The 14312-nt window shown below is 57.8% G+C and carries 6 protein-coding genes; 2 read left to right on the top strand and 4 right to left on the bottom strand.

Annotation, left to right across the window (positions count from 1 at the left end; genetic code table 11):
- Positions 1-160 precede the first annotated feature (160 nt).
- The 3 genes from QHG98_09160 to QHG98_09150 are packed head-to-tail and all read right to left on the bottom strand — an operon-like array spanning position 161 to position 11987.
- Positions 161-5227 (bottom strand): DEAD/DEAH box helicase, encoded by a 5067-nt coding sequence (locus QHG98_09160; protein MDH7597885.1) that lies wholly within the window; start codon positions 5225-5227, stop codon positions 161-163.
- Positions 5224-9393 (bottom strand): N-6 DNA methylase, encoded by a 4170-nt coding sequence (locus tag QHG98_09155; protein ID MDH7597884.1) that lies wholly within the window; start codon positions 9391-9393, stop codon positions 5224-5226. The genes QHG98_09160 and QHG98_09155 overlap by 4 nt, the downstream gene beginning before the upstream one ends.
- A complete protein-coding gene (locus QHG98_09150; protein MDH7597883.1) occupies positions 9390-11987 on the bottom strand; it encodes a helicase-related protein in 2598 nt (865 codons plus the stop codon). The genes QHG98_09155 and QHG98_09150 overlap by 4 nt, the downstream gene beginning before the upstream one ends.
- 579 nt (positions 11988-12566) lie before the next feature.
- On the opposite strand from QHG98_09150, the gene QHG98_09145 reads away from it, so the two are divergent.
- Positions 12567-13067 (top strand): ribbon-helix-helix protein, CopG family, encoded by a 501-nt coding sequence (locus QHG98_09145; GenBank protein MDH7597882.1) that lies wholly within the window; start codon positions 12567-12569, stop codon positions 13065-13067.
- Between the two features lie 94 nt (positions 13068-13161).
- Here the strand turns inward: QHG98_09145 and QHG98_09140 are convergent, their stop codons facing one another.
- The gene (locus tag QHG98_09140; GenBank protein ID MDH7597881.1) at positions 13162-13704 is read right to left on the bottom strand and encodes a leucine-rich repeat domain-containing protein; all 543 of its coding nucleotides are present in this window, start codon (positions 13702-13704) and stop codon (positions 13162-13164) included.
- Positions 13705-13843: 139 nt separating this feature from the next.
- Here QHG98_09140 and QHG98_09135 point away from each other — a divergent pair, with 139 nt between their 5' ends.
- Complete coding sequence (locus QHG98_09135; GenBank protein MDH7597880.1) at positions 13844-14212, top strand: hypothetical protein; 369 nt, start codon at positions 13844-13846, stop codon at positions 14210-14212.
- The last annotated feature ends 100 nt before the right edge of the window (positions 14213-14312 follow it).

Genomic DNA, 14312 nt, shown 5'->3' with positions numbered 1-14312 from the left:
CAACAACTCAGAAGTACCTCGCGCTCACTGACAGCGATGTTGCAAGGGACATCTCGAGGGCGTCGTGGTGACGTGCAGGATGGCGGTCAGCAAATAATATCAAGAAATGGTGGTTCGAGGAGAGATCGAGCTCGACAAAGCCGTTGGATTGTGTCAAGCTTTAAACGACATCGCTCCTCTTTCCGAAGATATCGGGATACCTTTGGATCTGCTCGTTCAGACCCTGATCGTAGCGTGTGACGACTACCCTGTAGCCACTGGCAAGAAGCTGGCTTCGCAGCTTCTCATCATAAGCGCGCTGATCCGGATTGTCATGAACCGACCCGTCGCAGAATACACACACGTTCGGCTCGTAGAAGAAGTCCGTAATGCACTTCAGCTCCGGTATGTTTCTCTGTGCATCGTCAGGCAAACGGTACCCGCCTTGATATAGAGTGTCGATCAGTTTTCGCTCCAGCTCCGACCTGCTGTCAGTACGGCTGCGAAGCCACAGGTACTGCTCCCTTCGAGTGCGATGGCCGTACTTGAGCTCCGTCTGACGTTTTGTCATCTCCATGAGGAAGTCACGGACACTGTAGCGGTTGAGGAGGTGCGCCACTGGCTGGTTCGAGTAGCTGAGCAGGCACTCGTAACAGGCCTGGTGTTCATCCTCGGCCAGATCAGCTCCAGTCTCCGGGTCGAAGTGCAGGATTCGCAACGCTTCTCTTGCAACCTCTGCCAGTGCATACGGGTCATTTACCAGCTGGCGCAGTACGCCGGCACCACCCTCAGCAGCCTCGTAGAACACAAGCGCACACCAATCCCCATCACCAACCTGTTCTGCCACCAGCTCCGACTCCTCAAGCTGGTATAATTGCTCGATCGCCCGCTCCAGTGCGAACATCAGGCTCGTCTCGAATACGAGATCCCATCGCAGCGATTGATCCTGAATGCGCATGTGCAGGAGGTTCTGTGTGTCCTGGACGCAGAGCTTCACGCGCTCGATCTTGGTGGGGTGGGTGGTGAGATTGCGGTTGTTCTCCAGATCTCTATCAGACACCAGCTCACCACTCTCCATATCCACAGGGAAACCCTCTACACGGCGTGCCCGCCAGCCGTGGTTCACGATCATGATCGTGGCGGATGGCGCGTACCGGAGATCAAGCATGTTTTTCACCTGAGCGTCCACGATCCTCTGACTGCTGGTCTTAGATGCGAACCGATAGGTCATCTGCAACCTGTACCCCTTACGCGTGCGTTCCTCCTCGTTGCACGTGATCCTCTCGCGCCTGCGCAGGGCAACGTTGGGCATCTCAAGAAGCGATACGACTGTGGAGTTGGACGCATCGAAACGCGTCTCGCAGACGGTGCACATGTCGTCATCGATATCGGCAAAGGCTGAGCACATTTTGCAGATCTTTTTCTGCATCCTGCGCTGCTCCAGGCCACCCGGGGGCGACTGGAAGCGATACACCTCCCACTTTGAGCCCTCGTGGTAGACTATGTTCTCCGGGCCGAACTCGCGGATCGCCAGGAAACGCGGGCGCGCAATGAACTCGCCCTGACCACGGCGCGGCACCCAGGCCCGCACGGGTAGCGCTGGGAAGTTGTAGCCCGGCAGGAACCCCTCGCTGGCAAGATACCTGTATGGGTAGAAGTCGCCCTCCTCGCGCGCCACGTCCTGCTGCAGTAGCAGGTTGCGCTGACGAAGGGCCTCATCTTGCAGTCGTTTGGCTCTTTCCTGGATCTTTTTATCGCGTTGCTTCATCATTTGATTCGCTCTGTCTAGCTGGCTGTTTGCAGCCCGGAAAAGTTCACGCCACCGGTCGAAGGCATGGTCGAAGGCGGATGGGGCCTCATTTATAACACGATCTATCCAATCGTCTGTGAACCAGCCGGAGCTGCTCAGCTCATCCCGATCGTGGGCGATTATGGACTCTATCCTGGATCTGAGTGTCCCCAGGAGATGATCGCTCAGCTGGAGCTGGGCTGCGACCGTATCGAGCATCGGCAGCGTCTCCAGATCGATATTTATAACGTTCTCCACAGACTGATGCAGCGGCAGGTTGACTGTGGCCAGCCACTCTGCATGCACGTGTGCCCGGATGAGGGCCTCGTTGGTTAGATCGATGCGTGGGGCCTGCACGCTGCCTGCCACCATCTCCTCACGGCTGCGGAAGAAGTACTGATCGTGGGGGCTGTAGGCACCACAGTAAGCCATGATCAGCCCTGCCTGGCCCTGGCGCCCGGCCCTGCCGCTGCGCTGCGCGTAGTTGGCAGGTGTTGGGGGGATGTTGCGCATGTGGACCGCGTCCAGGTCGGCGATATCGATCCCCAGCTCCATGGTCGGCGAGCAGACCAGGTATGGCAGCGGTGGATCCTCGATGCCTCGGAACCTACGCTCACGCCTCTCGCGCTCGCCCGGAGTCACCACCTGCGCGGTGTGCTCCCGCGCCTCCAGGGAGGCAAGATCAGAGGATGACTCCATGTAAAACTGCTGGAAAAAGCGGTTCACCTCTGGAGTCAGGTCTGTCGTGCGTCTCGCCCAGATCGGGTCGGGTTGCGGAGGGGTCCCGTCTCCGAGGCGCCAGATGATGCATCCAGCGTCTAAACGGTAAAGACGGTGGTCCTCATAAGTGTGCTCTCGCAGCAGCCCCCATCCTACCAGCACGTTCAGAAGCATGTCAAGCAGGCGCTCGACGTCCGCGGGGTTGAGCTGGAGCGATCGCTGCAGGTAACGTCCGAGGAGCGATCTCGCGGTGATTTTGAAGTAGCTCTCGCGTGGGAGGCGCGCAGCCTCGCCGGGACGCATGAGTGCAGGAGCCGGATATATGGAGGGGTTGTCGGGATCGAGACCCCACAACTCGTTCAGATGCTGATTTGATTGACTACGGATCTTTTGCTGATGGTCCTCATGGAGCACGCGGGCCTCAATGGCAAGCTGCTTCCGGAAGTAATCGAGCACGGTCCGGAGCACCTTTGCGCGCATCTCGGGCGAATAACCAGCAAGCACTGGCATATCCTTGAAACGTTCATCCTGCTCGGCCAGCTCGTAGACCCCATCGTAGTCTATCTGGAGCAGCCCAACGTCTTCGAGGTTCGGTTGAATGACCCGCCAGCCCCGACGGAGGTCCTCGTAGATGCGGTATTCTGTAAGCTGCTCGAACGCGTTCCAGACACGCATTGCGCTCGAGCTACTGGGATCCACTGATGGGTTCTGCGCTATATCCGAGACATTCAGACTGATGCGTTTCACGACCTCGCTGGCGACGGTATCGAAGCGGAGCTCTTTTCTGCCCTTCAACGCCTTGTATAGCGCAGCTCGCAGCACAGCCGACTTGACGAAATCGTTGAAATGGGCCGCCTGGAGCGAAGCATCCTGGCGGTTATCGGTAAAGGTCAGCAGCTTCTTCTTTATGGCGTTGGTCTTGGCAGCGTTTAGCAGGATCGATGTGGCCAGCGCGGTTGTGGCCGTGGATCGCCCCTCTGTTGAGAGTGTTGCAAGCTTGGAGTACTCCCCCGCCCTTGCGGTGTAGTACTCGCCACATCTCAAACAGATCCAGAACCGCTCCTCCTGCCACCACATCGGGGTGGCACCCTCAGTCTCGTTCCCGCGGTACTCGCCATCGGGCAAGAACCTGCCGTCTGGGAAGACCCAGACCTTTCGGGGCACACGTTTTCTCCAGGTGGGCTTGATCTTCCCGGTGCGGCTGTCATACCATTCTGAGGGGATAATCTCATCGATATCCTCAGGCATCTCGGGTGAGATCGGTGTGAGGTATCCTGGTGTGCCCTCCTCGAGCAGGTCGTCGCCGCCTGGCGGCAGCGGCCTGAAGTGTTCACCTGTATTCGGGTCATCTTTCTTCACAACCTCGTAGTGGTCCTGGCCGCAGATGCGGCAGAATCGAAGTTGTGCCCAGAGAATTCGACCGTTAGAGGGTCTGTATTCCAGGCTGAACCTGCGTTTATCCAGAGGCTCGAGTGTGGCGAATACCGCCCTGCCCTGGCTGATGAACTGATGAAGCTTGAAGGGGAACAACGACCGCCCGTTGTTCGAGCTGTCGGGATGGAGCAGTATCTCACGCAGCGTCTCCCTGCACGCATCTTCATCCCGTCCCGTGATCTCTTTCAGCTCACGCGCCACATCAGATAGCGTCCGGGGCGTACGTCGGCGCAGCCTATTTCCATCCTCCAGCTCGACCCCCAGGGCGTATTCCATCCACCGCACCAGCGGGTGCCTCCGGAAGAGCTCCGGGTCGGATGGCAGCGGCTCGTCAAAGCTGCTGCTGAGCTCGGTCTGAGACGGCATACCCCCCTCGGTGAGAGGTTCGAGAGTCTCCTCGATCACGTTCTCCGTGCCAATGCGGTGCCCGAAGAAGCGCGATGCGAAATCGGACACAGCCATCCTACGCTCTTCTGCGGTGGCGTTCCTGTGCGCGACCATGGTTGCGCTGGTGCCTATATGGATCACAGGGTTGCGGTTCATGCGAGCCTTGATCCGGCGGACGAGCATGGCGACGTCAGCCCCCTGGCGCCCTCGGTACGTGTGGAGCTCATCGAACACCAGGAATAGCTTCGATTCAACCTCACGAAACAGCTCTTTATCCTCCGGCCGGACCATCATCAGCTCGACCATCATGTAGTTGGTGAGCAGAATGTGCGGGGGGTCGTGGCGGATCGACTGGCGCTCCTCCTCAGGGGTCTCGCCGGTGTAACGTTTGAACCTGACTGGAAACTCGCGGCCGGTACGCTTCTCGTAATTATCCTTCAGCTCTCTGAGCATCTCGAGCTGTGAGTTGGCCAGGGCGTTCATGGGATAGATGATCAGCGCCAGGGGTCGCTGGAGGTCAGGCTCACGGACGACGGCATCCACTACTGGTATGAAGTAGCACAGGCTCTTTCCCGAGCCAGTGCCGGTGGTCACCACGAAGCTCTCGCCTCGAGATGCCCGTTCGATTGCCTCCACCTGGTGCTGGTAGAGATGTAACGGCTTTCCTTCCTTGTTCCTGAATATGCGTGCGGTCTCGGGATGGATCAGACCCCGCTGAGCCAGCTCATCCACGGTTGCAACACGTTTGTAGGCAGGAGAGAGCTGTAGCAGCGGCTCGGGCCAGAGGCGCTCCTCCTCCATCAGCGCCTGCTCGATGAACTCTCGGGCACGATCGTCCGCGATCTGTATGAACGAATGCACAAAATCCCGATAGTCTTTCAGAATCTGACTGTGAAGATCAAATATCGTCTCGGTCATGCATCCTCCTTTTTCATCAGCCTCTCCCAAGCCTCCAGCACAAGCCGGCGTGTGCGGTATTCGCCATACTCATTTATCTCCTTCTCCTTCAGCACCCGGAATGTCTCCCCAGGGAAGCTGCTTGATGCTGCACGTTCCTCATAGCCCTGCTGATCCAGCGGATCGTCCACCTCCTCCCACGGGTCGAGTATGTTCTCCAGCTCACTTTCTGTGAGGTCTGCCGGATCCAGTATGTACCGCAGCTGTTTGCGTGTCAGACCGTACAGGCGGGCGTAGAATGCGTCCAGCTCGGCCTTAAGCCGGGCGCGTCTGTCCTCATCCCATTTGAATGGAGGCAGGGGGATCCCCTTCGCAGGATCGGTCTCGATCTCTTGATATGCATCGATCCAATCCGGCGGGTCCCATCTGTGCCCGCCTGTCTCCTGCGCATTCTCATCCCACTGGAGGCGAATGGCTGCACGCAGCTCATCATCCGCGTCCCTCCAGACGTCATCTGCAAAGGGCTTGATGTCCCAGGATGTGTAGGTGAGCTCCAGGACGCGCGGAATGATAAAGCGCAGGTCCTCAGCAGAATATGCAGCGGGTGGGAGCACAGGGAGCTGTCTCTTAACATGGTATTTTAGATGTGTTCCACTAATTTTTTGCCGAGTGCAGTAATCGTGCACGATTGAGCATTGGTCGGCTAAAAGACATCCTAAGGTTACGTGCTCCTTCTCAGGAAACATTAGAAGCAAGGTATCACCACACCCCACCCGCGGCACAACGCAGGCGATGACTGTGCGCTCGTCGGTGGAGCGTGCCACATCTCGCCATCCCATCAGCCATCCTCGCTCCCACTCGCCCAGCGTATGCTGCACCTCCTCTTCCGCCACCCAGTACCAGGGCTGTGCCAGGAAGGCATCGTCTGCATGCTCTTCGCACCCTGGTCTGGGGAGATGTGTGCTGGATCGGTCCTGAACGCCTTCGTAGGTGCCGTAGCGGTGATCGTAGTGCCATATCATTTTCGCCTCATACAGCGGGAGGTATACCTTATCTCCACGCACGAACCGGTTGCCCCGGAGCTCGAACCCCTTCGCCTCCAGAAGCTCACGCGTGCAGAAGAGATGGGAGTCAGAAGCCATATTGAACAATCCCTGCTTGAAAGAGACACCCCACGGGTTCTCTTCTGTCTTCTCATTTACCAGCACAGGCACGCGCTCGTAGATGGCGCGTGTGATCTCTGCATCCTGGCGCGTCCGGAAGATTGGAAGCGTCCTGGTGTTGGGGTTGATGCGGGAGATGTCAGATGGCGCGAGTCTGAAGCGGCGATTCGGGTCACGCAGGTGCTCTGCACGGGTGGCGAAGAATACAAACTCTGGAGAGGAGCGTTGTGTCCCCCGGCCTGGAGGGGAGTGTTGTGTCCCACGGCCAATCGTCAGCAGGCTGAACTTGTAACTGCGGTGCACATGCGGAAAGACGCCCTCCCGGTTCTCAAAATCGAACAGGCTGACCAGCTCGCCAGTGTCCACCAAATCAGCGAAGAAGTGTTTGTTGGTGTCGTCGGTGGATATTCCTGTGGGAACGATGATTCCAGCGCGTCCGCCATCGCGTAGCAGTCTGCGCATGCGCTCTGCGAATACCGAGTAGGTGTTGATGCGCCCGCTGCCAGTGTGTGGATACTGGCCGGAGCCGCGCAGGAACCGTCTGGTGCTCTCGGAGTCGTGTATGGCGTTCTGATACTCCTGCCAGAGTTCCGGCCTGGTTGCGGCCAACCCTTTTATGAGTTTTTCGCGGGCGGCATCGTTCGGGGCCTGAGCTATCTCAGGATAGCGACTAGCAAAAAACTCTTGTTTCTCAATTTGGATTTGCTCCCACGGTGGATTTCCCAGCACCACATCGAACCCACCCTGCTCAAAGACTTCTGGGAACTCCAGAGGCCAGTGGAAGAAGCGATTGTTCCTGGCCAGCGTGCGTGCAAGTTCCATCTCCGGGCAGGCGTCGCCAGACCTGAGGCAGCCGCGCAGCGCGGCTGTTGTGATCCCGCCTGGCTTGGATTGGTCATACCACTGGAAGAATGCAGCAACCCATAGATCGCATGCTGCACGCAGACGCCCCCCGGCTCTCTGCTGCGATTCGTATCGTTTCTTCTTCTCCTCTATATTCTGGGGCGATTCGTCTTGGATCCTGGCCAGAGCTATCGACTCAGCCAGAATGCGATCTATATCCGGCTTCAAATCGAAATCCGTTAACTGTCTGTTCAGGCGCTCTTTCTTGTTCTGTATCTTCAGCGCGGAGGCTCTCTTGCGATCCTCTCCGGAAACGGGTGCAAACGCCTCGTCCGGAATTCCACTCTTCAGGACGTTAAGATCAATGACACCGACCAGCGAGTCGCCGCAGCGGATGCGGTGATCGAGGAACGTGAGCGGTTTCCCGGGCGTGTAACCCTCGATCCACAGTGCAACGCGGCAGAGCTCGACTGCCAGGGGGTTCTTGTCCACGCCGTAGATGCAGTGTGTGATGACGTCCCGGGTGGCACTGCGCACCTCCTCAGGCGAAGGCTCCCCCGCTCCGGTGCGGATGCGTGCCAGCATCTTCCCGAGATGGCGCGCGGCTGCAAGCAGGAAGTGGCCGGAGCCACATGCTGGATCTACGACCCTGATCGACAGCAGGGCTCTCTCCTGACCCTCCCTGGTCTGATCCTCCCTGGTGGAATCAACCTTCAGTCGATTCACCAGTTGATTCAACCGATCCTCGACCGCCGGCTGAAGTGCTGATCGGACCAGCTCTCCAACCAGCTCCGCGGGAGTGTAGTATGAGCCGGTTGATTTTCGCTCTGAGCCGGGGTGGAGGTCGAATGATGGTGTGCTGCTTGTGTTTATCCAGGGGTGGTAGTCGAGCAGGCTCTCATACACAGAACCCAGCTCCTCCACGTCCAGCGCAGCGTAGTTCACCCTCCTGGGAGGGCTCGAGGGCGAATCCTGGTAGTTGATCAGGTACCACAGGGCGCTCAGAAGGTCCCTGTTGGTTATGTGGCATTCATCCAGATAGATCGGATCAAACAGATCGCCATCGAGCACAGGCAGGTCGAGCAGCTCTGCAGGCGGCCTGTTGCCGATCTGAGGGAATCTCGAATCTTCCGACAGCAACCTCCAGAGGAGACGGAAGGATATCCAAAGGTCGTGATGCCCTGTGTAGGCGCTGCGATCGTCCACCAGCCGGCGCAGACGGGTAATGCTGTAGTGATTCAGGTAAAGCGGATTGTTGCTGATTAACCCACGGTCCTCTGAGACCATCAGGAACAGAAACCGGTAGACAAGACGGAGCAGCTGGCGGTAGAGGTCCTCGGGTGTGATGCGCCGGTCGTCCGCACGATTCGTGATGCGCTTCCTCAGATCATCGTTCTTGGGATGCGCCAGAAAGCCATTGGCAAGGCGTTTGATGCACTCCTCCACGCCGTCACGGAGCTTATCACGCACCCTGCCGCCCTGCTCCACCGAATTCTGGTAGTACCTCTCCAGGAGGCAATGGTGCGCGTCTGCACCTGCCTTGGGGAAGCGTGTGCGGTGGATCAGGCGGTAAAGTATTACGAAATCCTGGAAGAGCCGCTGCTCGAAGATGGCCTCCAGATCGAACTCGACATAGCACTGCCTCCGGATGTAGGTGCTGTCACGCAACAGCCGCAGCACCCTGCCGTTGGTGGTGATCCCCCAGAGCGCATCCGTGCGGTTGAGGAACTCCTGCAGGAGCGTGTGTGGCGCGAGACGTGGCCGGCCGCTGGACGCCACCCGTCCCAGATCCTGGTTCACTCCCACGATATGCACCGGAGGGGCGTCATCATGCTCGCCCGCGCGGTGCGAGATTGCGAAGGTCAGCCCGTCAATGGTGTGCGCCCTGCGGTTGTAGTAAAGCTCGTAGCCGATCAGCCCCAGGAACGGAATGACCCAGGCGTCCCTGGTGACGCTCGTCCCAGGATCGGTCTCCTCGAGATTCTCGATCCGGTGCTTGAACACCCGCCATATGTCTGTGGCATCGGCGAAGACAGCTGCAATCTCATCGGTAAGACCGCGTCGGCCGTCCAGACCGAAATCGCGTGGCTTCTGTCCTGGAAGGTCCTCGGCAAGCATCTGATCGAAAATGTCGGGCGCAAACATCCCGCCCTCAACACGTACAGCTTGAAACACCCTCATGGTCTTACCACCGGCTGCAGTATCAGGATGCCAAGCAGGTCTGGTGGGAGCTGGGGTTTGACCTTCATCTCACGCACGCGCAGCCTGATCGCCTTCCTGACACGCTTGTGGCTCTCTTCCAGTTCCTTTGCCCTCAGATCGATCTTCCTCCGGATGGCCTTCTGAACCCAGCTTCCAGCGCCCCATCCTCCATCCGACGCGCTCCAGTCCCCGATCTCCTCGAGGGCTGCTCGAACAAGCTCGCGCTTTTCACCGGCCGGGATGTTCGCATCCGGCCTGGCTGCAGCGAGGAGGTGAAGAGCTTGATCATCGCTGAGCCAGGCATCCTCAGCCGCACCGTGGGGGGTGCGGCTGTATCTCCATCCCATGACCCGCACCTCCTCAGAGATGAGCGGCTCGCGCTGAGGCACCTCCACCAGGTATCTCACCCGCAGGAGGAGCAGTGCAGTCATGATGTCCACAGCGCGGGTGCGTATGGCGCCGCACCGTGACGCCACAGCATCCTTGCCCCTGGTGAGCGCATCCTCAAGGAGGTAACGTGCGAGCGTTGAGACAAAACGGTGATTGCGTCCAACGTACTCAGCCCCCTCCGGGGCTGGCGAGACAAAGCTTATCCGCCACTCTCCATCACGGATCTGAGGCAGCTCATGGCGCACCGCATACGGCAGAGGCATCACAGCCGGATCGGAGACGTCGATGCAGAAGACCCTAGGATCACGTTTGTCAGCACGTACAGCAATGCCGACACGCTGCGCTGCGTTCAGGACGAACTCGCGGACCGCATCCGGGTCGCCGAGCACAGCATCGGTAACCTCGAGCTCGCGTCTGACCTCATCTGGCTTCAGCGACCTCTGCGCGTACCTGGTGCGGTTGATCCTCTCGCGTTCTGCTCTCTGATCCCAGGTATCGTGGAAACTGCTGATCAGCTCGGCCTCTGAGGTGAGACCCCCGTCCTCAGCAAACCTCATCTGCAGCTGCTGTCCTCTGTGACGCAGGAAGAGCGAGTTGAGCACCGCCTCCATAACGCTCTCGCTCTCCTGCGGGACGGGGACGTAGGTGCCCAGAGCCATGTGGATCTCACGTGCCTTGTCGAGAAGGACCTTGATCACGGCGCCGTCAACAGGGTTGTCCCGGCCGTAGAACCGGACCGCCTTGACCACCCTTGCCTTCTGGCCGTACCGGTCCACCCGGCCCTCGCGCTGCTCGAGCCTGTTGGGGTTCCAGGGCAGATCGTAGTGCAGGCATGCGGTGAACTTCTCCTGCAGGTTGATCCCCTCTGAGAGGCAGTCTGTGGCCACCAGCACCCGCGGACGGTCGACACTGATCGCATCGATCATCGCACGGCGCTCCTCATCGCTTATCCGGCCGGTGATGGCCGTGACCTGCACCCTGTCACCCAGAACGTTACGCAGACTATCGGCCACGTACTCAGCTGTGGCGACGTACCTGCACCATATTATGGGGTTGAACCCGTCTCCAATAAGCCCCCTTACAACCTCAATGCACCGGATGAGCTTTGAGTCATCCTGCTTCCCATAGATAGCCCCGGCCTCTTTCGCCAGCTGGCGCAGCCTGCGTCTGTCCCCGTCCGGCAGGCTCGACTCCGCCCTCCACACAGGAGGTGTGGGGGTTTCGTCATCTGTGACATCATCCGACTGCTCGAAGATCATGGGTCTGAACTCGAGCTCATCATCAGCTTCCTCCTCAGCCTCATCAGAGCTGCTCACTTCACGCACACGGTTCGTCAGAGCTGCAACAGCTGCAGCCGGGCTGGACATCACGCAACGCAGGAGGGCCAGAGCCGCCCAGTACCGCACACGACGCTTGCGCTCCTCCAGCCCCTCGCCGGTGCGTATGATCTCGTAGCAGAAATTGTATGTCTTCCAGAAGAGATCTCTGTATGCAGGCGAGAGCGTGTAGGTCTCGTCGAGGCTCTGACGCTGCGGGAAGCAGTGTTCGCCCTCCCAGTCGTGCTCTATATCCCTACGTGTGCGCTGCACGAAGTGTCGCGCCAGCTCGGTTCGCTGCCGCTCGTCCAGTGAGCTGACATCCCACTCTCCGAACTCAGGCCGCAGCAGCCCCAGAAGCGATCGGAACGCGGTCTCAATACCACTGTGCGGGGTTGCGGTCAGCATGATAAAATGCCGGGTTTCGTCTTTTGCGATATCCTTCAGCAACCTATGACGCTGCTGCTGGCTCTTGTTGCTCTCGCCCGTATCTGCAGCACCGTGGACCTCGTCAACTATCACGAGCTCGGGACAGAACTGGAGGAACTGGTGCCTGTTGCGATCGCTCTTCACCCAGTCGATGCTGATGACCTGGATCGGGTAGTGCTCGTAAATGCTCCTGTCAGGAGGCTTCTGTCGCTCGAGGCTGGCGATTGTGCTGGATCGTATGACCACAGCGTCCAGGTTGAACTTCTCACGCAGCTCCTTAGCCCACTGATCGCAGAGGTAAGGTGGTGAGAGCACCGCCATGCGCTCCACCTCGCCCCTGTCGATGAGCTCTCTGGCGACCAGCAGCGCCTCGACGGTCTTGCCAACACCCACATCGTCGGCTATGAAGAGCCGCACAGGGTCGAGCCGCAATGCCATGAGAAGTGGCACAAGCTGGTATATCCGCGGGCGAATCGAGATCCTGCCCAGGGATCGGAGCGGTGCAGCTCCGTCACGCAGCGTTAGACGAGCTGCCTGCCAAAGCAGATGCGCGCTGGCTGCGTCAGAAACGTCCTCGGGTGATGGCATGGGAAACTGGGAGAGACGGATGCCTTCTTCCGGCAGATATTCCTGCATTATTTCAGACAGCGTCTTGTGGACATACACAACCTCATCAGTGACCCCGGTAAGGGGTCGCAGTCTGATGATCTCTGAAGCGCTGCTGGGAAGAAGGACCCAGTCTCGATCTCGGAAACGGACAATGACGCCAGGCTGCATCTTATCACTTCATCTCCTAGATTCCATTTATACGCTCTGGTCGCATCTCTCCAACCACAATCTTATGAGGTTTACCATGTTTTTCGTGTCTACTTAGATGGCCTCCGCTGGGTTCAAATTTATGCCGGCAGTATCATGGTGCTATACTGCACCTATACTGTAACTCAAATGCACCGAAAGTGTAATCATTTTGCACCGCAACAGTACTGCAAAAGCAACTTTCTGATCCTGGTGTGCACCATGCCTAGAATTTATGCGTCGATTGATGAGGCAGAATTGGAGCAGATAGATAAATACGCGCGAGAAATGGGTATCAGCAGATCACAATTAGTAAGTAAAGCGTTGGAGACCTTTTTACAAAAGGGCGGTGAAGATCTCGAAAGTCTGCACCGCGAACTGGAGCATGCCCGCACCGAACGAGAGGAGGCGTGGAGAGAAACGGTGCAGTTACGGCGCAAGACAGAACAGTTAAGCACCGAGAATGATCAACTGAAGGTGCAGCTCACCAATTTACGGGAGTCGATGAACGCGATAAATGATGATTATGTGCGGTGCAAAGAAGATCTCGCGCGGTGCAAAACAGAGTATGAGAAAATTATCGAGACCGTCAAATTAAAAGACGATGAAATCGCGTTCTTAAGATCACACGTAAGCCAGCTCACTCAGAGCATATCACAGCTGTCTTTGAAACCTGGTGAGGAGGAGGTACGTAAGAAGCGGTGGTGGCGATTCTGGGGGTAGGGGCACATCATGCGCAGAATCAGCAAGGCAGTAAGGGAGAGGATGGTTGTTTTGATATGTACGCCAGTCACCATCCTCTCATGGGAGAAACCATTCAAATATGGAGTTTGCATTTCAGACCTGCCAGTGGCGATACGTCTGTGATCTGGTTGCCCCTTAGGTTCAGATCTTGCAGGTTGGTCAGAGCTGCAAGTGGCGATACGTCTGTGATCTGGTTGCCCCCCAGGCCCAGCGTTTGCAGGTTGGTCAGAGCTGACAACGGCGATACGTCTGTGATCCGGTTGTTCACCAGTTCCAGCGTTTGCAGGTTGGTCAGAGCTGACAACGGCGATACGTCTACGATCTGGTTGTTCCCCAGGTCCAGCTCTTGCAGGTTACGGCAATACTCCAATCCAGTAAGATCTCTGATTTCTGACAGATTCGCATGGAGGATGGTTATATCATTCAGGTCCTCGATATATATGGGGCCAGTGGGTTTATTGATTGCAGATCTTATTGCATCCTCCAGCCGGTCATCTGCGAAGACGACTTCTTTGCCATTTGATATTGTGGTAGCTGCAGTCGACCCTAAATTAGCTGATGCTACAGCTAATAATACAAGCACCATCAAGGTCTGAAAGAGGTTTTTGCCATTCATGGGACTCACTGTACAGTAATATGCTACATCACATATGATTTTTCGCTACTGAGCACAGCTATCCATCGTGTAGTAGTACCACACGATACGATGTCTTTATATTGAATGTGGTACTACCCAATGACTGGAGCGTGGTCTGGTGCACTTGACCCCATCCAGGCGCAGGGCGAGGCAGCTAAAAGCCGAGGCTGAGAGGTTCGAGAGGGAGGCGGCGATCCTGCAGAAGATCGATAAGATGCAACCGGCAGCGAACCTGAGACTTCAGACCGCGGCGGAGTACCGAGCGAGGGCGGAGCTCCTGGAGAAGCGGGCTCGGCTCGAGGACCTGAGCGTGCGGCAGGTTGCCCTCCGGAAGGGCAATAAGACGTACTGCAGATGGATAGCATCCTGGAGGGAGGGCTCGAAGATCAGGACGGTATACCTGGGGAGCTGCAATAAGATCACGCGGGAGAGGGCGCTCGAGAAGGCCAGGAAGATGAAGGCTCAGGCGCTGGGCCTAGAGCTTTGACTGTGAGGAGATGAGGATACATGACGGAGATTGAATCAACAGGCTTGAAGGCGGAGGGCGAGAAGGAGAGCGTGGCGTTAAGAGAGGCAGAGGCAGTAAC

The organism is Methanothrix sp. (assembly GCA_029907715.1).
Taxonomy (GTDB): Archaea; Halobacteriota; Methanosarcinia; order Methanotrichales; family Methanotrichaceae; genus Methanothrix_B.
Note: the sequence above shows the minus strand (reverse complement) of the source record. Positions and strands in the feature narration are given on the sequence as shown.

Coding starts and splice junctions, on each gene's coding strand:
- QHG98_09150 (MDH7597883.1), bottom strand. CDS start 11,987: ATGGCATTGCGGCTCGACCCTGTGCGGCTCTTCATAGCCGACGATGTG.
- QHG98_09155 (MDH7597884.1), bottom strand. CDS start 9,393: ATGAGGGTGTTTCAAGCTGTACGTGTTGAGGGCGGGATGTTTGCGCCC.
- QHG98_09140 (MDH7597881.1), bottom strand. CDS start 13,704: ATGAATGGCAAAAACCTCTTTCAGACCTTGATGGTGCTTGTATTATTA.
- QHG98_09160 (MDH7597885.1), bottom strand. CDS start 5,227: ATGACCGAGACGATATTTGATCTTCACAGTCAGATTCTGAAAGACTAT.
- QHG98_09145 (MDH7597882.1), top strand. CDS start 12,567: ATGCCTAGAATTTATGCGTCGATTGATGAGGCAGAATTGGAGCAGATA.